This is a genomic window from Planomonospora antibiotica (assembly GCF_014647955.1).
Lineage (GTDB): Bacteria > Actinomycetota > Actinomycetes > Streptosporangiales > Streptosporangiaceae > Planomonospora > Planomonospora parontospora.
In genome coordinates, this window is record NZ_BMQE01000014.1 from 111,655 (window position 1) to 133,522 (window position 21,868).

The 21,868-nt window shown below is 74.3% G+C and carries 21 protein-coding genes and 1 tRNA gene; 6 read left to right on the plus strand and 16 right to left on the minus strand.

The window, feature by feature from the left end; all coding sequences use genetic code 11:
• Positions 1-36: 36 nt before the first annotated feature.
• From IEZ06_RS15600 to IEZ06_RS15620, 5 genes are all read right to left on the minus strand, one after another.
• Complete coding sequence (locus IEZ06_RS15600; protein WP_189237411.1) at positions 37-951, minus strand: sortase domain-containing protein; 915 nt, start codon at positions 949-951, stop codon at positions 37-39.
• A gap of 275 nt (positions 952-1,226) precedes the next feature.
• Positions 1,227-1,961, minus strand: coding sequence for a polyphosphate--glucose phosphotransferase (gene ppgK / locus IEZ06_RS15605; RefSeq protein WP_189237412.1), 735 nt, complete (start codon positions 1,959-1,961; stop codon positions 1,227-1,229).
• A 77-nt stretch (positions 1,962-2,038) separates the two neighbouring features.
• A complete protein-coding gene (locus IEZ06_RS15610) occupies positions 2,039-3,832 on the minus strand; it encodes an ABC transporter ATP-binding protein (protein ID WP_189237413.1) in 1,794 nt (597 codons plus the stop codon).
• 221 nt (positions 3,833-4,053) lie between these two features.
• A complete protein-coding gene (locus tag IEZ06_RS15615; RefSeq protein ID WP_189237414.1) occupies positions 4,054-4,623 on the minus strand; it encodes an NADPH-dependent FMN reductase in 570 nt (189 codons plus the stop codon).
• An 85-nt stretch (positions 4,624-4,708) separates the two neighbouring features.
• Positions 4,709-6,358: an ABC-F family ATP-binding cassette domain-containing protein gene (locus IEZ06_RS15620; RefSeq protein WP_189237415.1), complete on the minus strand. Its 1,650-nt coding sequence runs from the start codon at positions 6,356-6,358 to the stop codon at positions 4,709-4,711.
• A 288-nt stretch (positions 6,359-6,646) separates the two neighbouring features.
• Here IEZ06_RS15620 and IEZ06_RS15625 point away from each other — a divergent pair, with 288 nt between their 5' ends.
• Together IEZ06_RS15625 and IEZ06_RS15630 are read left to right on the plus strand one after the other, a co-directional pair.
• Positions 6,647-7,399, plus strand: coding sequence for a hypothetical protein (locus IEZ06_RS15625; protein WP_189237416.1), 753 nt, complete (start codon positions 6,647-6,649; stop codon positions 7,397-7,399).
• Between the two features lie 337 nt (positions 7,400-7,736).
• Positions 7,737-8,888 (plus strand): acyl-CoA dehydrogenase family protein, encoded by a 1,152-nt coding sequence (locus tag IEZ06_RS15630; protein ID WP_189237417.1) that lies wholly within the window; start codon positions 7,737-7,739, stop codon positions 8,886-8,888.
• 116 nt (positions 8,889-9,004) lie between these two features.
• Here IEZ06_RS15630 and IEZ06_RS15635 read toward each other — a convergent pair whose 3' ends face one another.
• The 5 genes from IEZ06_RS15635 to IEZ06_RS15655 form a co-directional block, all read right to left on the minus strand.
• Complete coding sequence (locus IEZ06_RS15635) at positions 9,005-9,280, minus strand: hypothetical protein (protein ID WP_189237418.1); 276 nt, start codon at positions 9,278-9,280, stop codon at positions 9,005-9,007.
• 54 nt (positions 9,281-9,334) lie between these two features.
• A complete protein-coding gene (locus IEZ06_RS15640) occupies positions 9,335-9,778 on the minus strand; it encodes a hypothetical protein (RefSeq protein ID WP_189237419.1) in 444 nt (147 codons plus the stop codon).
• Positions 9,779-9,927: 149 nt separating this feature from the next.
• On the minus strand, positions 9,928-10,236 hold the full coding sequence (gene mihF, locus IEZ06_RS15645) for an integration host factor, actinobacterial type (protein ID WP_189237420.1): 309 nt from the start codon (positions 10,234-10,236) through the stop codon (positions 9,928-9,930).
• 11 nt (positions 10,237-10,247) lie between these two features.
• Complete coding sequence (locus IEZ06_RS15650) at positions 10,248-11,678, minus strand: DJ-1/PfpI family protein (RefSeq protein WP_189237421.1); 1,431 nt, start codon at positions 11,676-11,678, stop codon at positions 10,248-10,250.
• A gap of 188 nt (positions 11,679-11,866) precedes the next feature.
• Positions 11,867-12,859, minus strand: a complete 993-nt coding sequence (locus tag IEZ06_RS15655; RefSeq protein ID WP_229798195.1) for a GlxA family transcriptional regulator — start codon at positions 12,857-12,859, stop codon at positions 11,867-11,869.
• Positions 12,860-12,999: 140 nt separating this feature from the next.
• On the opposite strand from IEZ06_RS15655, the gene IEZ06_RS15660 reads away from it, so the two are divergent.
• The 4 genes from IEZ06_RS15660 to IEZ06_RS15675 all read left to right on the plus strand — a co-directional run bounded on the left by IEZ06_RS15660 (position 13,000) and on the right by IEZ06_RS15675 (position 16,600).
• Positions 13,000-13,236 (plus strand): hypothetical protein, encoded by a 237-nt coding sequence (locus tag IEZ06_RS15660; protein ID WP_189237423.1) that lies wholly within the window; start codon positions 13,000-13,002, stop codon positions 13,234-13,236.
• 215 nt (positions 13,237-13,451) lie between these two features.
• Positions 13,452-14,180, plus strand: a complete 729-nt coding sequence (locus IEZ06_RS15665) for a class I SAM-dependent DNA methyltransferase (protein WP_189237424.1) — start codon at positions 13,452-13,454, stop codon at positions 14,178-14,180.
• A 75-nt stretch (positions 14,181-14,255) separates the two neighbouring features.
• Positions 14,256-15,266 (plus strand): iron-containing redox enzyme family protein, encoded by a 1,011-nt coding sequence (locus IEZ06_RS15670; protein ID WP_189237425.1) that lies wholly within the window; start codon positions 14,256-14,258, stop codon positions 15,264-15,266.
• Between the two features lie 146 nt (positions 15,267-15,412).
• The gene (locus tag IEZ06_RS15675) at positions 15,413-16,600 is read left to right on the plus strand and encodes a glycosyltransferase family 2 protein (RefSeq protein ID WP_203871960.1); all 1,188 of its coding nucleotides are present in this window, start codon (positions 15,413-15,415) and stop codon (positions 16,598-16,600) included.
• On the opposite strand, the gene IEZ06_RS15680 is transcribed toward IEZ06_RS15675, so the two are convergent.
• The 6 genes from IEZ06_RS15680 to IEZ06_RS15705 all read right to left on the minus strand — a co-directional run bounded on the left by IEZ06_RS15680 (position 16,527) and on the right by IEZ06_RS15705 (position 21,726).
• Positions 16,527-16,754: a CDGSH iron-sulfur domain-containing protein gene (locus IEZ06_RS15680; protein ID WP_189237426.1), complete on the minus strand. Its 228-nt coding sequence runs from the start codon at positions 16,752-16,754 to the stop codon at positions 16,527-16,529. The two genes, IEZ06_RS15675 and IEZ06_RS15680, sit on opposite strands and share 74 nt — an antisense overlap.
• A gap of 126 nt (positions 16,755-16,880) precedes the next feature.
• Entirely contained in the window at positions 16,881-17,078 is a 198-nt protein-coding gene (locus IEZ06_RS15685) for a hypothetical protein (RefSeq protein WP_189237427.1), read from the minus strand.
• A complete protein-coding gene (locus IEZ06_RS15690) occupies positions 17,075-18,013 on the minus strand; it encodes an MBL fold metallo-hydrolase (RefSeq protein WP_189237428.1) in 939 nt (312 codons plus the stop codon). The genes IEZ06_RS15685 and IEZ06_RS15690 overlap by 4 nt, the downstream gene beginning before the upstream one ends.
• A 103-nt stretch (positions 18,014-18,116) precedes the next feature.
• Positions 18,117-19,334 carry a hypothetical protein gene (locus IEZ06_RS15695; RefSeq protein WP_229798198.1) on the minus strand — a complete coding sequence of 406 codons (1,218 nt, stop codon included), beginning with the start codon at positions 19,332-19,334 and terminating at the stop codon, positions 18,117-18,119.
• Between the two features lie 304 nt (positions 19,335-19,638).
• Positions 19,639-21,219, minus strand: coding sequence for a TROVE domain-containing protein (locus IEZ06_RS15700; RefSeq protein ID WP_189237430.1), 1,581 nt, complete (start codon positions 21,217-21,219; stop codon positions 19,639-19,641).
• A gap of 435 nt (positions 21,220-21,654) precedes the next feature.
• Positions 21,655-21,726: transfer RNA gene (locus tag IEZ06_RS15705), tRNA-Glu, on the minus strand.
• Positions 21,727-21,868 lie beyond the last annotated feature (142 nt).

Genomic DNA, 21,868 nt, shown 5'->3' on the forward strand with positions numbered 1-21,868 from the left:
GGAGGCGGTGCCGCGAAGTCCTTCCCTCGGCTGACCTCAGCGAATGCCGTTCGGGTTCGATGAAAGTTTCAGATGCGGCCCGCCCGCCCCGCTCCGGTACGGGCGGTCGCCCCACTGTGGGTACGGCCGTCCCGCCCCGGGCGGCTCCGGGACACGCGGACCGCCCGGAGCACGGTCCGCGCGTCTCACTCCGGGCGGATCCGGGACGCGCGGATCCGGGACGCGCTGGCCGTGCTCCGGGCGGGACGGCCGCCGGGGCGCGAAGTCCTCCAGCCGGTACCACCCCGCGAAATGTCCGTGGACGACGAGCCTGCGGGGTCCCCCGCCGTGGCCCACGAGCCTGATCGCCGGGTACGGCGGGCCGCCCCGGCCCCTTTCCCCGCGGGCCGCGACCGGCTTCCGGCTCCACCGGGCGGAGGTCACCCCGAAGACCACCACGGTCCCGTCCTGCCGGGTCACCGCCACCGTGTCGTTCCGCCTGACCGAGGGCAGCCGGGCGAACACCGCGGGCCCGTCCCCGCCGCCCAGGTATCCGGAGACGACCGCCCGCCCGGGCTCCCCCGGTGCGGGTCCCCCGCGCTCCCAGCGGGCCGGTCCGGCCCGCCAGAGGGGCGGCGCGCCGGGCGGGCCGTCCGGCAGCAGGCCGCTCTCGACGAGCTGCGCGTCCACCCCCGCGCGCGGCACCGCGATCGCCACCGGCTCGGATCTGCGGGGCGTCCCGGGCAGCGGGGCCGGCCACCCCCTCCGCCGCGGTCCGGGTCGCGCCCCGGCCGCCCCTGCCGCGGCGGTCGGCGGTCCGCCCGGCGCCACCACGGGGAAGGAGGGGGCCGGACCGGGGCCCGCCTCCCGCAGCCCCCGCTCCCTGCAGCCCGCGGCCGCCAGCAGGATCCCGAGCACCACCGCCCAGGCCGGTACGGTCGAACGACTCTGCGCACCCGTCGGCCGTGTCACGTCTTTCCCGTTCCCGCCGCATACGATCTTGCTGACCCCGGCTACATACCCGGAGCGGCAGGTCGCGCCCGCCAAGCGGGATCAAAATCCGGGCGGCCTTTTCCCTCGCGGGACCGGGCGGCCCCCCACGTCAGGCCGCCCGGTCCCGTACGGGAGGGGCCCGCCGGCCCCTCTCCGGCACCCGCCGCAGGCACGCGTCGCGGGCACCCGTCACGGGCACGCGTCGCGGGCACCCGTCACGGGCACGCGTCGCGGGCGTACGGCGCAGGCACGCGTCACAGGTGCGCGGCGGCCATGGCGGCGCCGACGATGCCCGCCTCGTTGCGCAGCGCCGCCGGGACCACCCGGGTCCGCACACTGATCTTCGGCAGGAACTTCTCGGACTTCTTGCTCACCCCGCCGCCGATGACGATCAGCGAGGGGGAGAACAGCATCTCGACGTGGCGGAGGTATTCCTCGACCCGCTCGGCCCACTCGTCCCAGCTCAGGTCGTGCCGCTCCCGGGCGCTGTCGGAGGCCCTCCGCTCGGCGTCCTTGCCGCGGATCTCCAGGTGGCCCAGCTCGGTGTTGGGCACCAGGCGGCCGTCGACGAACAGGGCGCTGCCGATGCCGGTGCCGAAGGTCAGCATGAGCACGACCCCCGACTCGCCCTTGGCCGCGCCGATCTCCACCTCGGCGAGCCCGGCCGCGTCGGCGTCGTTGAGCACCGTCACCGGTCGCCCGGCCGTCGCGGAGAACAGCCCGCACGCGTCCGCCCCGACCCATCGGGGATCCACGTTGGCGGCCGTCATGGTGGTCCCGTTCAGCACCACGCCGGGGAAGGTGACCCCGATCGGCCCGGTCCAGTCGAAGTGCCGGACGATCTGCCCGACCACCTCGGTGACCGCCTCGGGCCCGGCGGGGTCGGGGGTGGGGATCCGCAGCCGCTCCTCGGTCAGCTCCCCCTTCTCCAGGTCCACCGGGGCTCCCTTGATCCCCGACCCGCCGATGTCGATTCCCAGTGCTCGCATGGCATCCTCCTCGGTCCGCCCCTACCCGTGACCGGGGACGGCAAAATTCTCGTGACGGCCGGGCTTCCCGCCGTCCCTCAGGCGAGCTGGGCGCCCTGGAGCCCGGCGTAGACGCCGCGCAGCCGCATCAGCTCCTCGTGGGTGCCGATCTCCTCGATGCGCCCGTCGCGCATGACCACGATCCGGTCGGCGCCCCTGACGGTCGAGAGGCGGTGGGCGACGACGAACACCGTGCGGCCGGCGACCAGCCGGGCCAGCGCCTCCTGCACGAGCGCCTCCGAGCGGGTGTCCAGGGCGGAGGTCGCCTCGTCCAGGATCAGCACGCGCGGGTCCCGGATGAGGGCGCGGGCGATGGCCAGGCGCTGCTTCTGCCCGCCCGACAGGCGGGCGCCGCGCTCCCCCACCACCGTGTCGAGCCCGCCGGGCAGGCGGTCGATGAACTCCAGGGCGTTGGCGTCCCGCAGCGCCTGCCGCACCCGCTCCTCGGAGACGCCGGACAGTCCGTAGGTGACGTTCTCCCGGATGCTGCCCTCGAACAGGATGGACTCCTGCGGCACGACCGACAGGAACCTGCGGTAGCTGCGCAGGTCGATCTCCTCCATGTCGCGGCCGTCGAGCAGGATCCGCCCGGAGGTGGGCCGCAGGTAGCCGATGACCAGGCTGAGCACGGTGGACTTGCCCGCACCGGACGGCCCGACCAGCGCGATCGTCTCGCCGGGGGCGACCTTCAGTGTGAAGCCGTCGACGGCCGGCGCCTCGGCGGTCCCGTCCGCCCCGTGGCCGTCGCCGTCGCCGCGCCCGCCGTAGGCGAAGCCGACGTCGCGGAACTCCACCTCGCCGCGGACGGAGTCCACCGCGGCCTTGCCGGAGTTGTGCTCCAGGTCGGGCGCCTGGAGCACCTCGCCGACCGAGCGCACGGACGCCAGGCCCCTGCTGATCACCGGGGTCAGGCTGAGCAGCGCGGTGACCGCCGAGGTCAGGGTCGCGAAGAAGGTGCTCAGCATGAACACGTCCCCCGCGGTGATCGGGATGACCCCGTAGTAGGCGACCAGCGCGGACCCCGCCAGCACGGCGGCGCCGAGCGCGTTGAGCAGGATCCAGGCCAGCGCGCCGAAGCTGCCGTTGAGCAGGTCGAGCCGGAGCCCCTTGCGCAGCACCCTGGTCAGGGTGCCGTCGACCCGGTGCAGGGCGTCCTGCTCCAGGCCGTGCGCGCGGGTGATCGGGATCAGCGTGGTCATCTCGCTGACCCGGGCCGACAGGCGCTCGACCTCGCGGCGGAAGCTCTCGTTGTCGTCGCGCAGGCGGGTGCGGAGCTTCATCACCAGGAACGCGGCGGCGGGCACGACCAGCAGGAAGACCGGGAGCGCGGCCGGCACCTGGAAGGCGATCACCACCAGGCCGCCGGCCAGCATGGTCAGCGCCGACAGCCCCATGTCGCTCGCCTGCTGGGTGGCCTGCTCGATGCTCTCCACGTCCCGGATGACCTTGGTCTGCAGCACGGCGGCGCTGACCCGGGAGTGGTAGCCGATGGACAGCTGCTGCATCCGGCGGCAGAGCGCCGAGCGCAGGTCCGTGCCCACCCGCCGGATCGCGCCGTGCAGGCAGCGCACGTAGAGCAGGTGCAGCGGGTAGTTGAGCAGCAGCAGGGTCAGCAGCACCGCCGTGTTGGCCCACAGCTGGGCGATCGGGCGCTGGTAGACCACCACGTTCACGATGTTCGCGGTGATCAGCGGCAGGATCCAGGTCGGGCTGTGCTTGACCAGGAAGGCGAGGACCGCGACGGCCAGCTTGAGCCGGTCCTCCTTGAAGAGGTAGGCGAGTGTGCGGACGGGGTGTTCGCCCCGGTAGCGATGATCGAGAGCGCCGACCACAAATCCCCCAAATCAGGATAGATCTCTGGCACTATCCTCCCCTGCCCCGATTCCCTCCGGAGGCCCGCCCCCGCTCCCCGCCGCCCGCTCACGGGCCCTTCCGGTCGCACCGCCGACGCCCGGCCGGCGCCCGAGCACTGCACGGCCGGCGCTCGGACGGCGCCCGGCAGGCGTACGGCCGGCGTACGGCCGGCGGCGCCCGGACTCTGCACGACTGCCGCTCAGACGCTGTACGGCCGGGCGGCCCGCGCCTCCCGCAGTGCCGTCCCCCACCACATGAGCTGGTCCAGCAGGACCTTCGCGGCACCGTCGACGCCCGCCCGGTCGAGCGGCTCGCCGTGCTCGCCGAACCGGGTCTCCACCCGGTGGAAGCTCACCGTGTCGCGCAGGGTGACCACGTGGAGCTCGGCCAGGACGAGGCGGAGCTGCTCCACCGCGCGCAGGCCGCCGGACTGCCCGCCGTACGAGACGAACGCGGCCGGCTTGGCGGCCCACTCCCGGCGGACCGCGTCGATCGCCAGCTTCAGGACGGCCGGGTAGGCGTGGTTGTGCTCGGGTGTGACCATCACGAAGCCGTCGGCGGCACCGATGCGGGCGGCCAGCTCGCGGGCCTCCCGCGTCCCGGCTCCGGCGCGCGGGGCCGAGGGCGCCGGCAGCGGCGTCCGGCCGAGGTCCACGACGTCCAGCCGCAGGTCGTCCCGGCGCCCGGCCTGACCGAGGAACCACCGGAGCACGTTGGCTCCGGACCGGCTCTCCGGGTCGGCGGCATTGATCACGGCGATGTCGAGCATGGCGTCTCCCGGCGTCAGGGCGTTCCTGCGGACAGCCTGCAACCTCGACCCAGGTAGAGGTCAACCCGGCGTTCGCCGCGCGTGGTCACCGCTCGGCGACCTTCCCGGCGTCGACGTGGAGGTGGCGGGTGGTGTGCACGGCGTCGAGCATCCGGCGGTCGTGGGTGACCAGCAGGAGCGTGCCGGGGTAGGAGGCCAGCGCCGACTCCAGCTGCTCGATGGCGGGCAGGTCCAGGTGGTTGGTCGGCTCGTCGAGGACGAGCAGGTTCACCCCCCGGGCCTGGAGCAGCGCGAGCGCGGCCCGGGTCCGCTCCCCCGGCGACAGCGTGGCGGCCGGGCGGAGCACGTGGTCGGCGCGCAGGCCGTACTTGGCGAGCAGGGTCCGCGCCTCGGCCGGCGCCATGTTCCCCGAGGCGTCCCCGGCGGCGGCGCCGAAGGCGTCCAGCAGCGGCTCGTCCCCGAGGAAGAGCCCGCGCGCCTGGTCCACCTCGCCGACGACCACGCCGGGGCCGAGGGAGGAGTGGCCCTCCTCCAGGGGGAGGCGGCCGAGCAGCGCGGCGAGCAGTGTGGACTTGCCCGAGCCGTTGACACCGGTGATCGCCACCCGTTCGGCCCAGCCGATCTGGAGGTCCACCGGGCCGAGGGTGAACGCGCCGCGCCGCGCGACGGCTCCGCGCAGGGTCGCGACGACCGCTCCCGCCCGGGGCGCCACCGCGATCTCCATCCGCAGCTCCCACTCCTTGCGGGGCTCCTCGACCACCTCCAGCCGCTCGATCAGCCGCTCGGTCTGGCGGGCCTTGGCGGCCTGCTTCTCGGTCGTCTCGACGCGGGCGTTGCGGCCGATCTTGTCGTTGTCGCTCATCTTCCGCCGCGCGTTCTTGACGCCCTTCTCCATCCAGTTGCGCTGGGTCAGGGCGCGGGCCTTGAGCTCGGAGACGGTCCCGGCGTACTCCTCGTACTGCTCGCGGGCGTGCCGCCGGGCGACCTCGCGCTCGGCGAGGTAGGCCTCGTAGCCGCCGCCGTAGGCGCGCACCAGCCGCTGGGCGAGGTCGAGCTCGACGATCCGGTTGGCGGTCCTGGCCAGGAACTCGCGGTCGTGGCTGACCAGGACGGTCCCGGCCCGCAGCCCGGTGACGAAGCGCTCCAGCCGCTCCAGGCCGTCCAGGTCGAGGTCGTTGGTGGGCTCGTCGAGCAGGAAGACGTCGTAGCGGCTGAGCAGCAGGGAGGCCATGCCCGCCCGGGCGGCCTGGCCGCCGGACAGGGCCGTCATCGGCCGGTCGAGCTCCACCGCCAGGCCGAGCTCGGCGACGACCGCCTCGGCCCGCTCCTCCAGATCCGCGCCGCCCAGGGCCAGCCACCGCTCCAGGGCCGCGGCGTACTCGTCGTCGGCCCCGGGGCGGCTCTCGACCAGGCCCTCGGTGGCGGTGTCGAGCGCGCGCTGGGCGTCGGCCACCCCGGTCCGCCTGGCCAGGAAGGCCGCGACCGTCTCGCCCTCCCGGCGCTCGCGCTCCTGGGGCAGGTAGCCGACCGTCGCCGTGGGCGGGCTGAGCCGCACCGAGCCCTCCTCGGGCGGGAGCAGGCCCGCCAGGATGCGCATCAGGGTGGACTTTCCGGCGCCGTTCGCCCCGACCAGGCCGACGACGTCGCCGGGGGCGACGACCAGGTCGAGGCCGGAGAAGAGGGCGCGGTCCCCGTGCCCGGCGGCGAGGTCCTTGACGACGATGGTGGCGCTCATGGGGGAACGCTATCCGCCTCCCGGGCATCGGCCGAATCGATTTCCGGGGGCCCGGCGAGCCGTATTCCCGGCAAATCAGACAGTTTCCGGATTTTTTAGAGAAAGATGGGCTCTCATCAGAAAAGGCGATCGACCTGCGATCTGGCGGCCGAATCGTGACCGGAACGAGATCTGATGATCTGTTTCCTCCGGACTCCACGCCCCTTCCCTCCCGGAGCACGTGTGTTAACGGGGGTGGAGGCGATCACCCGAGCGTCGCCTCCGAGGCAACGGGGAAAGGAACACATCTTGTTCAGGAAGATCACTGCTGGTGCCCTGGCGACGGCCGTGGGCGCCTCCGTGCTCATGACCGTCGGAGCCGGTACGGCCTCCGCCGCGGCGGCCGACCTCAGCGTGAACATCAGCGAGGTCAGCCCGAACCCCGTCGTGGTCCGGGGTGACCGGGACGTGAAGGTCACCATCGAGGTCCGCACCACCGACGCGGAGAAGGTCGAGCTCCGGCTCAAGCCGGACACCGATGCCCCGCACACCCTCAAGGCCAAGGAGCCCCAGCTCGTCCGCGAGGGTGAGCTGTGGCGCTTCGTCACCACCTTCGACAGGTCCGACCACCGCGGCCGCTGGGTCGCGGTCGCCGACGCCTACGGCAAGGACGGCAAGAAGCTGACCGACACGGCCGGCTTCACCGTCAAGTACGTCGAGCGCTGGCGGAAGGCCGACACCCGCCTGGCCGGCTTCAACGCCGGTCCCGAGCCGGTCCGCAAGGGCCGCTCGGTCTACTTCTCGGGCCGTCTGGAGGCCCGCGACGGCTGGAAGTGGCGCGGCGTGCGCCACGAGGAGGTGGAGATCTACTTCCGCGCCAACGGCTCCAGCGCCTGGAAGTACGTGACCTCCGCCGACACCCGCTGGGACGGCAGGTTCAGCGCCAAGGCCCGGGCGGTCCGCAGCGGTGAGTTCCGCGCCGTCTTCGACGGCGACCGCAGGCTGGACGACAGCTCCAGCCGCCCCGACTGGGTCAAGGTCAAGAGCTGGTACCGCCGGTAGGCGGCGGACCGGCTCCGGTCCCGGTTCCCGGCGAGGGGGCCGGGGTCCGGACCGGACCACTGCGGGACCGGACTCCCGTGAAAGGGGCCGACGACCGGTCCCCCTGAGCGGTGACCGGTTCCGACGAACCGTGGGAGGGCCCGGGGCGACCCGGGCCCTCTCCGCGTCTCTCCGTGTCTCCCGGCGTCTCCCGGCGTCTCCCGGCGCTTCTCCGCGTCTCCCGGCGTCTCCCGGCGCTTTCCGGCGTCTCCCGCCGTCCCCGGCCCCGCCGCCCGGGTTGACGCGCTCCCCCGCGGGCAGTGGAGCGGGCACATGCCGCAGAGGGGAGAGCGACACCATGACGACCGGTGACTTCTACGACTACCGCGACCTGCTCGACGAGGACGAGAAGGAGGTCGTGCAGCGGGTCCGGGACTTCATGGTCGAGCAGGTCGCGCCGATCGCCGACGAGGCCTGGACCGACGCCCGGTTCCCGCACCACCTGATCCCCGGGTTCGCCAAGCTGGACGTCGCGGGCCTGCCGTACCGGGGGGCCCGGAGCCTGCTGACCGGATTCGTGGTGCTGGAGATGAACCGGGTGGACCCCTCGATGGGGACGTTCTTCGGCGTGCACAACGGGCTGGCGATGGGGAGCATCGACCGGCTGGGCTCGGAGGAGCAGCGGGAGCGGTGGCTGCCGCCGATGGCCGCGATGGAGAAGATCGGCGCCTTCGCCCTGACCGAGCCCGACGGCGGCTCCGACGTGGCCGCGGGGCTGCGCACGACCGCCCGGCGCGAGGGCGACACCTGGGTGCTCAACGGCGCCAAGCGGTGGATCGGCAACGCGACCTTCGCCGACCTGGTGGTGGTGTGGGCCAAGGACGAGGCCGACGGCCAGGTCAAGGGCTTCGTGGTCGAGAAGGGCACCCCCGGCTTCGCCGCCACCCGGATCGAGAACAAGATCGCACTGCGGACGGTGCAGAACGCCGACATCGCCCTGACCAACTGCCTGGTCCCGGAGACGAACCGGCTGCAGGGCGCGAACGGTTTCCGCGACACCGCCGCCATCCTCCGCCAGACCCGGGGCGGCGTCGCCTGGCAGGCGGTGGGCTGCATGACGGGCGCCTACGAGACGGCGCTGGCCTACGCCAAGGAGCGCGAGCAGTTCGGCCGGCCGATCGCCGGCTTCCAGCTCGTGCAGGACCTGCTGGTGCGCATGCTCGGCAACGTCACCTGCTCGCTCGGCATGGTGGTACGGCTGGCGCAGCTCCAGGACGCGGGCGTCTACAAGGACGAGCACTCGGCGATGGCCAAGGCCTTCTGCACGGCCCGGATGCGCGAGGCGGTGGGCTGGGGCCGGGAGATCATGGGCGGCAACGGGATCGTCCTCGACTACGGCATGGGCCGGTTCGTGGCGGACTCGGAGGCGATCTACTCCTACGAGGGGACGCGGGAGATCAACAGCCTGATCGTGGGCCGTGCGATCACCGGGACCGGGGCCTTCGTCTGACCGGCGGCGGACGCGCGGACGGCGGCCCCCGGCGGATGGCCGTGGGGCCGCCGGGGTACGGGAGGCGGCGGACGCGCGGACGGCCGGACGGGATCAGGCCCGTCCGGCCCGTGCGCTCAGGAGGACGGCCCCATGTCCTCCGGCTCGGGGGCCCGGGACTCATCCTCAGTGTCCTCTCCGGGCGGGGAGGGTTCGACCGGGTCCGCCGGGATCGGCCGGGCGGGGAAGTCGGTGTCGGCTCCCGAGCGGGCCGCGACGGTCCGGCTCTCGCCCACCGCCGCGTCCGGTGCGGTGGGAGGCGCGTCTTCTCCCTCCGGCGGCGGACCGCCGTCCGCGTCCGGCGGCGGGGGCTCCGTGGAGGGGTTCTCGGCGGGATCGTGTTCGTCGTTCATACCGGCCCCCTCCCCCGGAAGGGGGACATCATGCCCTCCGGCCCGCCGGGCGCCTCATTCGGGCACGGCCTCGTGCCCCGGACGGCCGCGCGTGCGGCGGCGCTCCTTCATCTCCGCCTCGTAGAGGTGGCGGCGGCCCCCCGCCAGCTCGTTCCTGATCCGCTCCTCCAGCTCGCGGAAGCAGCGGTGGTAGCCGTCGTCGTAGTCCTCGACGATCTGGAAGGTCCAGCGCCCCTCGATCACGTTGCGCCCGACGATCTCGGCGGAGACCTCGTCGGCCTGCCGGTCGTGCCCGGCGGCGCGCAGCAGCTCCACCGCCTCGTCGAGCATCAGGTCGGCGTGGCCGGTGAGCTGGTGGAAGGTGTAGAGGTGCCCGCGTGCCCGCTCGGTCGTCTCCAGCGCCTCGGACAGCTTGCCCAGCGCCTCGACGGTGGCGTCGTCCAGCCCTTCGGGCCTGCGGTGCGCGGAATCGGGACGGTCGTCGCTCACGTCGCTCATGGAGGCGCCGTTACCCCCGGCGGCCGGAGGTATGCCCCCCGGCGCACCGGAGGGTTCCGCGCCCGGGCCGGCGCTGTCCTCCGCCCGCCCGGAGCGACCGCACGGCGATCGGACGGTGGTCGGGCGGGCGGACGACGCCGGCCGGCGGGTCAGCGCGAGGTGGCCTCGATGAGCTTGCGGCGCTGCTGGGCGCCGAGCCCGCCCAGGCGGCGGGCCTCGTCCACGTCGGCCTGCACCATCAGCTGGGCCGCCTTCACGGTGCCCACCCCGGGCAGGGCGCGCAGCGCCTGGGACACCTTGATGCGCTTGGCGATCTCGTCGTCCCGGTCGAGCAGCTGCTTGAAGGTGACCGCCCCGGACTTGACGTCGGCCAGCAGCTTGGCGCGGGCCGCCCGGGTTTCGGCGGCCTTGGCGAGGGCGGCCTGGCGCTGTTCGGGGGTGAGGGTGGGGAGAGCCACGTTTTTCTCCTTCATCGTCTGGGTTTGAACATTCTGCTACCCACGACGATCAGGGTATTCATCCTTCTTTTCCCGGCAAGCAGCCCACCCCCCACGGCCGCGGCGAGGGCCAGGGCGCCCAACGCGGTCGGACGCCACGGCCAGGCGGGTCCGGCCAGTTCCAGATGGCCCACCGGATACTCGGTGAACTTGGCCGTCGCGCGGGCCGTGGCCAGGTCGGCGCGGGCCGCCAGGTCCCGCAGCACACCGTCGAACCCGGACTCCCCGGCGGCCCTGTCCCGGTGCGGCAGCTCCACCTCCAGTCCGCGTCCGGCCGCCCAGGCGGTCAGCACCGGACCGGCCTCGTCCGCGTGCCGGGCGCCCGGCACGACCAGCCGGTCCACCGGGGCGGCCCCCGGTCCCGCGGGCTCGGCGAGCAGGAGCACGCCGTGCCGGGTCCTGACCACCGGCCCGGCGGCGACCGGGATCGTCCTGGCGGCGAAGGAGGTGCCGGAGTAGACCTCGAAGGCCGCGGCCACGTCGATCTCGCCGACCCCCTCGGCCAGCCCGACGCCGACGGACGGGCGCCCCCACGGGAAGGCCGCGTTGAGCCCGTACGGCAGGTCCGCCGGGGCCAGGCCGTTGACCGGGATCTCCAGCGGGCCGCCCGCCGACCAGCCGGGGTAGGCCGCCTCCCGGCCGACCCGCTCGGCCTCCGCGGTCCCGGCCAGCTGCTCGACCAGCCGGAGCGCGCCCACGATGCCCGAGGTCACCCCGGCGGTGGTGGTGACGGGACCGTCCTGGACGTAGCGCAGCCCCCGGACCCAGCGCACCTGGGGGTCGGAGTCCCGGAGGGCGTCGATCCGCTGCCAGAACGAGGTCGCGCGGCGCCCGTCGAGCACGCCGGCCGCGGCCAGCAGGTCCGATCCGGCGCACACGCCCAGGATCCGGGCGCCCCGCGCGGCCTGCCGGGCGACCCACTCGCGCAGCGGCGCCTCCCGCTCCCCGCGCGGCTCGGCCACCGCGGGCACCACGACCACGTCCGGCTCGGGGACGGCGCGGGCGTCCACCTCGGCGAAGGTGCGGTCGGGCAGCGTGCGCAGCCCGCCGGAGAGCGCCACCGGCTCCCTGCGGGCCGCGACGGTGTACACCGAGAAGCGCTCCGAACGGGCGAACACCTCGTACGGCGCCAGCGCGTCCCCGACCACCGAACCGGTCTCGCCGAGCACCACGGCGACGACCGTGCGCCCCGCCGGGACCGGCGCCGCCGGGGGCCATCCCGCCGCGGGGACGGACCCCGGGACGGACGGGAAGCTCTCGCGCATCGTGACCGCCACCCCGGCCGCGCACACCCCGGCCAGGAGCGCGGCGGCCAGCCCGGTGCCGAGCAGCACCCGGGGCGCCCCGCGGGCCAGGGCGCGGAGCGCGGTACGGGGACGCGACGGGAGGGGCGACGGGGGCATGGGGGATCTCCTGAGCGGCGGAAGGCGGGGAACGGGAACGGCGGCCGGTGGGGCCGGGTCCGGCGGACGCCGGAGGCAGGGCAGAGCGTCTGAGCCGAGGCGGGTGGCGGGGCCGGGGTCGGAGGCGGAGGCGGAGGCGAGGTCGGAGGCGGAGGCGAGGTCGGGGCCGGGGTCGGAGGCGGAGGAGGTCAGCGGGTGGCGGGGAGGGCGCCCGACGGGCCGGATCTCCGGGAGGCCGAGGGCGGCATGCCGTACCGGGCGGTGAAGAGCCGGCGGAAGTGGCGCACGTCCCGGAAGCCGCAGCGGGCGGACACCGCCTCGACGGTCAGGCCGGTCTCGGCGAGCAGCCGCGCGGCGAGCTCCAGCCGGAGCCGCTGCCGGTACTCCAGAGGGGTGATCCCGACCGTGGCGGTGAAGGCCCGGCTCAGCCCGCGCGGCGACAGGTTCGCCACCGCGGCGAGCTCGGCGAGGGTGTGCGGGCCGTCGAGGTGCTGCGCCAGGTGGTCCTGGACCCGGTGGACCGCCGGGTGCAGGTGCGCCCGGTACTGCAGGAAGGCGCTGACCTGGGGGTCCGTTCCGGACCTGCGCAGGTAGACCACGAGCTGGCGGGCGACGGCCGCCGCGAGCGCCGGTCCGTGGTCGCGCTCGACCAGCGACAGCGCCAGGTCGAGCCCGGTGGAGATGCCCGCGCTGGTGCTCACCGGCCCGTCGTGGACGTAGAGCACCGCGTCCTGCACCCGGGCGGCCGGGTAGCGCTCGCGCATCGCCTCGATCAGCGACCAGTGGGTGGTGCACCGGCGGCCGTCCAGGAGCCCGGCCTCGCCGAGCGCCGCCGCCCCGCTGCAGACCGAGGCGAGCCGGGCCCCCGCACGGTGGGCCGCCCGCAGCCAGTCCACCGCCTCCGGCGGGACCAGCGGACGTCCCGGCCCCGGCTCCCGCAGGCGGTGCCCCGGCACCAGCACCAGGTCCTGCGGCCCGACCTCGGCCAGCGGTCCCAACCCGGCGAACCTCAGCCCCTGCGCCGACTCCACCTCCGGCGTCTGCGCGACGTACTCCACCCGGTACGGCGCACCCAGGTGGGCCGCCGCGTCGAACACCTGGACCGGCCCGCCCAGGTCGAGCAGGTTCACCTCCGGCAGCACCAGGACGACCACCCGGCCGCCGCGCTTCTCGTCGCTCACGGTCCCCACGCTAGGCCCGTCCGCCCCCGCCGCGGCAGGGCCGGACGGGCCCGGCACCGGACGGATCAGGCACCCGGGTGTACGGCGGGACGTCTCGGGTAGTGGACATTCCACTACAGAAAGCATCGAGGTGGTCACAGATGGCATTGGTCAGCCGAGACGACGTCCGCGAGCTGCTGGACTCCCCCGATCCCGGCGCGACGCTGGTCCTGGTCGAGGGCAGGTGCGCCGTCCTGCCGGAGGAGCGGGCCGAGGGGCTCGTGATCGCCAGCCGGCGCGACCTGGAGCCCGAGCTCGCCGGAGTCGGGCGGAGCGATCAGGAGCTCGACCGGCTGGCGGGCCGGCTGGACGGCGTCGCCCGCGACCTCGGCGCGTGAGCGGCTCCGGAGGGGCCGCCCGCAGACCGCACGTAGGCCGGCCGAGGTCGGCTGAGTCCGGCGAGAGCGACTGAGTCCGACTGCCCTGCGGAGTCCGACTGCCCGGCTGAGTCCGGCCGAGAGCTGAGTCCGGCGAGAGCGGCTGAGTCCGACTGCCCGGCTGTCCGGCTGAAGGGCGCGGGGAACTTCCTGGATCACGGAATCGGGGGTGCACGGTGTCCGGCTTCGACGCGTCCGCCTACGGACGCAGGATCGCCGACGTCTACGACGACGTCACCGCGGACCTGCCCACGGAGCTCGCGGTGGACCGCCTCCACGAGCTCGCCGAGGGCGGGCGCGTGCTGGAGTTCGGCATCGGCACCGGCCGGCTGGCGCTGCCGCTGGCCGCGCGGGGCGTGCCCGTCGCCGGCGTCGAGGCCTCCGCCGAGATGCTCGAGGTGCTGCGGGCCAAGCCCGGAGGCGATCGCATCCCGGTGACCGTGGGCGACTTCTCGACCGCACGGGCCGACGGCGCGTTCAGCCTGGTCGTGCTGGCCTTCAACACGGTCTTCGCCCTCCCCTCGCAGGACGCCCAGGTCTCCTGCTTCCGCAACGCCGCCGCGCACCTGCGGCCCGGCGGCCGGTTCGTGGTCGAGGCGTGGGTGCCGGACCTGGGGGCGTTCCGCGACCGCTCGGCGGTCCGGCTGCTCTCGCTCGCCGAGGACCGGATCATGGTGGAGGCCGCGCGGCTGTTCCCGGCCGACCAGACGATGCGCACCACCAGGATCAGTCTGGCCTCCGGAGAGGTGCGGCTCCTGCCCGCCAACCACCGCTACGCCTGGCCCGCCGAGCTCGACCTGATGGCCCGCATGGCCGGGATGGAGCGCGAGCACCGCTGGTCCGACTGGTCCGGCGCGGCGTTCGCCGACGACAGCCCGGCCCACGTGTCGGTCTACCACCTCTGACCCGCCGTGGCCCGCCTCTGACGACCCTCGACCGTTCGGAAACCGATCACCTTCCCCCTCCATCTGGAGTCCGCGATGCAGCTGCCCCTGCCCCGAGGTCCGATCACCGCCCGGCTCTTCGACGCGCTGGCGGACCCGCCGCACGCCTTCGACCTCCCGCTGCCCCGCCCCGCGCACCCGGCGCTGGAGGACGACGACCTCCAGCTGGCCCTCTTCGCCTGCTACGAGCTGCACTACCGGGGCTTCGACGGGGTGGACGACCGCTGGGAGTGGAACACCTCGCTGCTGGGCCTGCGGGCGGCGCTGGAGCGGCGGTTCGAGGAGGGACTGGCCGGGGCGGTCCCCCGCCCGCCCGCCGTACCGCCCGCGCAGCTGCGCCGGGCCATGACCGAGCTGGTGGCCGCCGCCGACGGCGCCGGGCCGTCGCTGGCGGCGTTCCTGCAGCACCGGGCCGATCTGGAGCAGTTCAGGGAGTTCGTCGTGCACCGGTCGGTCTACCACCTCAAGGAGGCCGACCCGCACACCTGGGCGATCCCCCGGCTGCACGGCCGGGCCAAGGCGGCCCTGGTGGAGATCCAGTCGGACGAGTACGGCTGCGGGCGCCTGGAGCGGATGCACGCCGAGCTGTTCCGGGCCACCATGCGCGGGCTGGGCCTGGACGACTCCTACGGCGCCCACGTCGACCGGGTCCCGGCGATCACGCTGGCGATCGGCAACGCCATGTCGCTGTTCGGTCTCCACCGCAGGCACCGGGGGGCGCTGCTGGGTCACCTGGCGGCGTTCGAGATGACCTCCTCGACACCCAACCTCAGGTACAGCCGGGGCCTGCGGCGGCTGGGCGGAGACTCCGCGGCCCGCCGCTTCTACGACGAGCACGTGCAGGCCGACGCCGTCCACGAGCAGATCGCCCTGAACGACATGTGCGGCGGTTTCGCCGCCGACCACCCCGCCCTGACCGGTGACGTCCTGTACGGCGCGGCCTGCGCGCTCACCCTCGACCGGCTCTTCGCCGAGCACGTCATGGAGCGCTGGCAGCGCGGGTCCACCTCGCTGCGCGAGGTCGGCCTGGCCGTGGGAGCCCGGTGACCGGCCGCGGAGCCGGCGGCCCCGGCACGGACACGGGCACGAGCGCAGGCACGGGACCGGGCACGGACACGGGCACGAGCGCAGGTACGGGACCGGGACCGGACACGGGCACGAGCGCAGGTACGGGACCGGGACCGGGACCGGATATGGACACGGGCACGGGACCGGGCGCAGGCACGGGACCGGATACGGGGCTCGACTACGTGCTCCCCCTGCGCTGGGAGGAGGACTCGGGCCTGGACGAGCTGACCGCCTACCTGCGCGGGCTGGCCCGGCACGCGCGGATCATGGTGGTCGACGGCTCCCCCGGCGAGCTGTTCGGCCGGCACGCCCGGCGCTGGCACGGGCTCGCCGTGCACCTGCGGCCCGACGGCGACCTCGGCTTCGCCAACGGCAAGGTCTCCGGGGTCGTCACAGGGCTGCGGCGGGCCACGGCGGAGCACGTGGTCATCGCCGACGACGACGTCCGCTACGACGCGGCGGGGCTGGCCCGGGTCCGCGCGCTGCTGGAGGAGACCGACCTGGTCCGCCCGCAGAACCACTTCGACCCGCTGCCCTGGCACGCCCGCTGGGACACCGCCCGCACGCTGCTCAACCGAGGTCTGGGCGCCGACTACCCCGGCACGTTCGGGGTGCGCCGCTCCACCTTCGTGCGGATGGGCGGCTACGACGGGAACGTGCTCTTCGAGAACCTGGAGCTCATCCGCACGGTCCGCGCCTGCGGCGGCCGCGAGGCGCGCCCCCTCGGCCTCCACGTCCGCCGCCTGCCTCCCGAGGCGGGGCGGTTCTGGTCCCAGCGGGTACGGCAGGCCTACGACGACCTGGCGCAGCCCGCCCGGATGGCGTTCTTCCTCGCCGTCCTGCCCGGTCTGGCCGCCGCGCTGCTGCGCCGCCGCCACCGGGCGGTCCTGGCGGGCGCGGGACTGGCGGTGGGCCTGGCCGAGGCGGGACGGCGGCGCGCCGGGGGGCGGCGGGTGTTCCCCTTCAGCGCCTCGCTGTTCGCCCCGGTGTGGATCCTGGAGCGGGCGGTCTGCAGCTGGCTGGCGCTGGCCGCCCGCCTCACCCGCCGCGGCGTCCCCTACGCGGGGCGGAGGCTGCGGGTGGCCGCGCACTCGGTCCGGTGGATCAAGAGGCATCGGCGGCCCGGCACCGACTCCGGCGCGGCTCCGAACCGGGGAACGGACCAGGGAACGGACCGGGATGATCTCCGCTCACCCGATACCGGACTCCCCCGGACCGGCGCGGCTCCGGCGGGCACGGTCAGCTCTGCGGATCGGGTTCGCCTCCGGCCCGGAACCCGGCCGTCTTGTGCGACCCGTCACAGAACGGCTTGACCGACGACAGCCCGCACCGGCACAGCGCCACCGTCGCCCTGCCCGGGTCCACCGGCCGGCCGTCCTGAGTGAGCAGCGTGAACGGCCCTCTCAGCAGGAGCGGGCCGTCCTCGCACGTGGTCACTGTGACCGTATAGTCCGTTTCATCACGCATGTTCGGCACAGTGCCCGGCGACGGCGGCCCTACTCCTCTCCCCGGGTCTACCTAAGCCTCCCCGGGCCTCCCCGGGGCCTGCCAGGTCCCCCCGCGTCTCCCCGGGTCCCCGCGGACGTCCTACTCCTACTCCCCCTCCTCCTCCGGCATCCCGGACCTGGCGGAGGCCTTGCGGTCGTCGGGGATCTGCGCGGGCGGGCCGCCGGGGTCGGCGGCGGTCGGCGCGCCCGGACCCGCGGAGTCCTCTCGGTCGTCCGGCACCCGGCCCGACCGCTCGTAGCGCTCGGTGAGGTCCGGGGTGTTCTCCGGATCGGTCTCGGTCATGGCTGTCGTCCTCTCTCTCGGGTCCCCGCGGCGTCCCGCGCCCGTCCCGCGACGCCTGTAGCCCTTCCGGGCCCCCGGGCGTCCCGGGCCTCCGGAGCGTCCGGAACCCCGGGGGCGCCGCCGGGCTCCGGCCGTACGGGAAGGCGGAGCGTCTCGCCGCGGGCGACGTAGCGCACGCGGTCGGCCAGGCCCGCCCGCTCGACGTGGCGGCGGAAGTCGTCGAGCGGGGAGGTGAAGGCCTCGTAGTCGTCGTAGTGCACCGGCATGACGGCGTCCGGGTCGATCAGGCCGAGCCAGTCGGCCCCCTGCCTGCCGTCCATGGTCACCATCAGCATGCCGAGGATCCTCGTCCCGCCCAGGTGCACGATGGCCAGGTCGATGTCGGGGTAGCGCCGCGGGATCTCCGCCAGCTCCGGGACCAGGAGGGTGTCGCCGCTGATGTGCACCCGCAGGTCCACCCGGCCCTCCGTGCCGAACTCCAGCATGCTGCCCATGACCGGGGGCAGCAGCGCCTGCGCCGGGCCGGGCGCGTGGCGGCCCGGCAGCGCGGTGATCCTCAGCGTGCGTCCGCCCCGGCGCAGCCCGTGGCCGCTCCAGGTGTCCAGTCCCACGGCCCCGTGGAAGCCCTGGGGGCGCAGGCGCCGGGCGGCCTGCGGGGTGGTCACGACGGGCACGTCCCGGTCCAGGCCCCGGCGGGCCACCCGGTCCCAGTGGTCGCCGTGCAGGTGCGAGAGCACCACGGCGTCCAGCGCCGGGAGCTCGCCGACCTCGATCGCCGGGTCGGTGCGCCGCCGGGAGGTCAGGCCGTAGCCGAGGTAGGCCCGCTGCCCCCGGTGCAGGAAGTTCGGATCGGTCAGCAGCGTGAAACCGCCGTAGCGGATCAGGGTGGTGGCGTTGCCCACGAAGAACACGCCCTCGCCCGCCGGATCGCTCATCGGCCCCCCTTACGGATCCGTACCGGGCCCTCTACCTACCCGGGCGGGCCCGGCCCTCACCTCACCGGACGGGCCGCCGCCCGGGAGCGGGGCCGGCGGCGGTTCAGCGGCCGGGGGACGAGCCGTTGGCGGTGAGCACGGGCTCGGGCACCTCGATGGCGGGGAAGGTCCCGGTGTCGACCCCGCCGTGCTCGCTCTGCGCCGCCTCGATCAGCGCGTGCGCGCGGGGCTCCAGCTTCCACAGGGCCCGGCACTCGCGGGCGGTGGCCAGCGGCATGCCGGTCTCGTGGGCGATGTCGGACGCCCGGGGCACGAACCTCCGCTCGATCTGCTTGTCCCAGTACTCCCGCGCCGCCCGCATCAGGGCCGCGCGCTGGGCCGGGTCGGCGGTCTGCGGGGCGGCGTCCACCATCTCGGCGTCGTCGTCATCGTCGTCGACGAGCACGGTGGCCCGCGGCCCGGGGGCGGGCAGCGCCGGGGAGACGGGCTCGGGGGCCCACGGCACGGGCGGGGACAGGTCGATCAGCGCGGAGGTGTTGTAGAGGGCGCCGATCTGCGACAGCAGCGCCTCCTGGCGCGCCTCGTCGACCGCCAGCCCGGTGTGCTCCACCGCCCGGTCCATCTCCCGGTCCAGCTTGGCCAGCGCCGCCCGCATCTTCCGGTCGGAGGCCCCGGCCTCGCGGAGCGCGCGGGCCTTCTTGGCGGCCAGCGCGACCCGGGTCAGCCTCCGGTGGGCGTCCACCTCGCTGGCCGTGCGGTCGCTGACCTCCGCCAGCCCGATGCGGACCAGCATGCGCTCGGGGGTGAGCCGCCAGTGGATCCGGGAGCGCCCGCTGATGCGGTGCCGCTCGATCGCCATGCCGCGCTCCCACAGCCACGCGGCGACCAGCGGGGCGGCGAGGCGGAACACGGCCTCGGCGACGCTGCGCGCGTCCATGCTGGACAGCACCGCGGTCAGGCAGGTGAGCGCCCAAACGGCGACGCCGTCGATCCCCGCGGAGAAGTTCTCCCGCATGTTGCGGCGGGCCCGCACGGCGCTGGTGATGACCGCGACCTCGATGAACGCGAACAGCAGCAGCCGCAGCGGGCCGTCGAAACCCAGCACGTCGCCGGAGAAGCGCCACATGCCCTGGGCGGACACCCCGGTGGCGATGCTGGCGGCGACGATGGTCAGCACGTCCTCCACCGGGCGGGGGGCGACGTAGCGCTGGAAGAGGCGGGCCGCGACCCGGGAGACGGCGCGGAGCACGAAGTAGCCCAGGGCCAGGACGATCAGGGCGGCCGTGCAGATGACGGCCGTCGCGAGGGGACGCTCGGACACGAAGGCGGTTATTTGATCAATGAGGGGCATCGGTCACGATCCGTGAGTATCGCTGTCCTATGGGGTATCGAGCCGATCATTCCAGAATGCCCGCGTCTTTTTTGCCAAACGCATGCTCATGGTTGGGGCCGATGTGACGGACGGTTCCGTTTCGTCCCTGTCCGTCACCTGCGTCGGCGAGCTCGCCGAAGGCGCGCAACCGCTGTTTGAAATCCTCGAGGGTGGCGGTTCCGCGCGGTCGCAGCCCGCGCCCCGTCGCCGTCCCGGCGGGCCCCGCGGGGAACCGACTCCCGCGGGGCCCGGATCAGAACGGCCAGTCCGCGCCCCGCCCCGCCTCCAGCAGCGGGATCAACCGGAAGGCGGCGTCGGAGAAGCCGCCGAACTCGTGGCGGTTACCCGAGCCGGTCGGCATCGCCGCATGCCGGTAGCCCTGCAGGTTGAAGCCGTACATCGGGACGTGCGCCGGAACCGCGCCGGTCACGCCGCCGGTGTGGTGCCCGCTCATGGTCTGCATGTCCGACAGGACGACCACCCGGTCGTGGCCGGAGTAGGTCCGGCGGACCGAGTCGGCGATCCGCGTGCCGTGGCCGACCTCGCCGACCCGTGCGCAGAACCGCTCCATCTCCTTCAGGACGGACGCACCCCTGCGGACCCGGTGGTGGAAGACTCCGTCGGCGAAGCCGTACAGGTCCACCCGCTCGCCCCGGGCCGCGAGCGCGACCCCGAACAGGGCCGCGGCCTGGGCCGGGGTGACCGCCGAGCGCGCGGAGGTCCCGCCGGACGTCATCGACGCCGAGGTGTCGACCAGGACCAGGGTCCGGCCGCCGAACGACGGCACGTTCCCCGTGGCCGACGTCAGCGCCCGCTCCAGCGCGTGCCCCCAGCGCAGCGACGGCGCGCTGCGGTGGGCGGAGTAGAACCGGAACGGCAGCTGCCGCGACCGGGCGACCTCTCCGGGGTCGGCGATCCTGGCCGCGACGCGTGCCGCGACCTCGTCGGAGACCCCGGCCTCGTCGAAGTTCCTGAGGTTCCTCAACTGCGCCATGTAGCCCATCGACGGGATCACGGCCTCCCACGCCGCGGCGTCCATCGGCCCCTGCAGCCAGCCGGCGAGCGCCTCCCAGGTCATGCCCGCCGCCGCCAGGCGACCGGGGTCGGCCAGGACGGCGCGGCGCTCGGCGACCGGCAGGGCCGCCAGTGCCGCGCGGGCGCGCAGCACCGCCAGCGACGGGTGGATCGGCTTGTCGCGGCCGTGCCTGCGGTCGAGGGCGTGCGCGAACAGCTCGCCCTGCCACGGCCTGTCCGCCGCGGGCGCCGGATGGACGAGGTCGACGACGTCGCCGAAGCGGAAGCCCCGGGAGTCGGCGTCGTACTTGAGCAGGCTCCGCTCGCCGTACAGGCGGCCGACCGCGTCGGCGATGCCGCGCTTGACCGGCTTGGGCACGGCGCGGCCGTACCGGGAGGTCCAGTAGGCGAGGGCCTCGCCGGGCTCGTCGGCGCGCTGCAGGACACCGCTCACCAGCTGCCGGTTGAGGCCGTGCAGACCGGCGTCGAGGCGCGCCCGTACGGCCTCCAGCGCGGCCACGACGGGGGCGGTGCGCAGGTTCGCCGTGCCGCGCAGCCACGGCAGGAAGCGGGCCAGCCACTCGCCGTCGGCGACGGCGACCCGGTGGACGAGATCGCGGAAGCGCTCGTCGCGCTCGCCCGCCTGCTCGTAGAAGGTGTCCTCTCCGACCAGGTTCGAGACCGCCAGCAGGAAGAGCTCGCCCTTGGCGTCCCGGGTGTAGCCGGGGGCGCCCTCGTGGGTGCGGCCGGACGGGGTCCGTCCGGTCCTCACCATGCTGGACAGGGCGGAGCGGACGGTGGCGGTGTTGAACTTGGACATCGGAGCGGACTCCTTTCCGCGGTGGGAGCAGAGGGGTGGAAGCAGCCCTCGCCTGCGCACCGGGCGCGCGCTGGAACGTGTTCCTCCCGAGATCGGGGGTGACGGCGGTCCGCCCGACCGAACCGGGCGCTGGGCCCCCATGGGGGACCGGGGATTCGAACCTGAAGTAACCGCTGTCGTCGCACCGGGAGGTGCGTGTGGAAACGTGAGCCCTTCCCGAGATCGGAATCGGCGACGGCACAAAGCGTGCTGCCTTTACACCACACGCCGCACGTTTTCGGTCGGCGCGCCGGGAGTCGAACCCGGACTTCTCGATCCCTAATCGAAGTATCCGTTGCCTTCGCACCGGGAAGGGATGGTCTTCAATCGAGGTCTTCCCCGAGATCGGGGTCGGCGGCGGTCACTGATGTGCTGCCGTTACACCACCCCGGCCGGAGCCGGGACCGGGACTCGAACCCGGGCCTTCGCTTGGAGAGAGCGACGAAGTATCCGCAGCCTTCGCACCGGGGAAGCACTCTTCGGTTCTCTGATATCGGGATCCGGCGGTCCTGCCCGAAATGGTTTCACCGGGCCCTCCTGCCGGATCCGTTGACGTCTGAAGCGTTTCCAACGGTAGCGATTCACCGAACGGAGCACATCCGATTATTTC

Bases quoted from the DNA above. Each gene is read 5' to 3' on its own strand.
- ppgK (WP_189237412.1), bottom strand. From the start codon at position 1,961: ATGCGAGCACTGGGAATCGACATCGGCGGGTCGGGGATCAAGGGAGCC.
- IEZ06_RS15615 (WP_189237414.1), bottom strand. From the start codon at position 4,623: ATGCTCGACATCGCCGTGATCAATGCCGCCGACCCGGAGAGCCGGTCC.
- IEZ06_RS15620 (WP_189237415.1), bottom strand. From the start codon at position 6,358: ATGAGCGCCACCATCGTCGTCAAGGACCTCGCCGCCGGGCACGGGGAC.
- IEZ06_RS15630 (WP_189237417.1), top strand. From the start codon at position 7,737: ATGACGACCGGTGACTTCTACGACTACCGCGACCTGCTCGACGAGGAC.
- IEZ06_RS15635 (WP_189237418.1), bottom strand. From the start codon at position 9,280: ATGAACGACGAACACGATCCCGCCGAGAACCCCTCCACGGAGCCCCCG.
- IEZ06_RS15640 (WP_189237419.1), bottom strand. From the start codon at position 9,778: ATGAGCGACGTGAGCGACGACCGTCCCGATTCCGCGCACCGCAGGCCC.
- IEZ06_RS15650 (WP_189237421.1), bottom strand. From the start codon at position 11,678: ATGCCCCCGTCGCCCCTCCCGTCGCGTCCCCGTACCGCGCTCCGCGCC.
- IEZ06_RS15660 (WP_189237423.1), top strand. From the start codon at position 13,000: ATGGCATTGGTCAGCCGAGACGACGTCCGCGAGCTGCTGGACTCCCCC.
- IEZ06_RS15670 (WP_189237425.1), top strand. From the start codon at position 14,256: ATGCAGCTGCCCCTGCCCCGAGGTCCGATCACCGCCCGGCTCTTCGAC.
- IEZ06_RS15675 (WP_203871960.1), top strand. From the start codon at position 15,413: ATGGACACGGGCACGGGACCGGGCGCAGGCACGGGACCGGATACGGGG.
- IEZ06_RS15680 (WP_189237426.1), bottom strand. From the start codon at position 16,754: ATGCGTGATGAAACGGACTATACGGTCACAGTGACCACGTGCGAGGAC.
- IEZ06_RS15685 (WP_189237427.1), bottom strand. From the start codon at position 17,078: ATGACCGAGACCGATCCGGAGAACACCCCGGACCTCACCGAGCGCTAC.
- IEZ06_RS15690 (WP_189237428.1), bottom strand. From the start codon at position 18,013: ATGAGCGATCCGGCGGGCGAGGGCGTGTTCTTCGTGGGCAACGCCACC.
- IEZ06_RS15700 (WP_189237430.1), bottom strand. From the start codon at position 21,219: ATGTCCAAGTTCAACACCGCCACCGTCCGCTCCGCCCTGTCCAGCATG.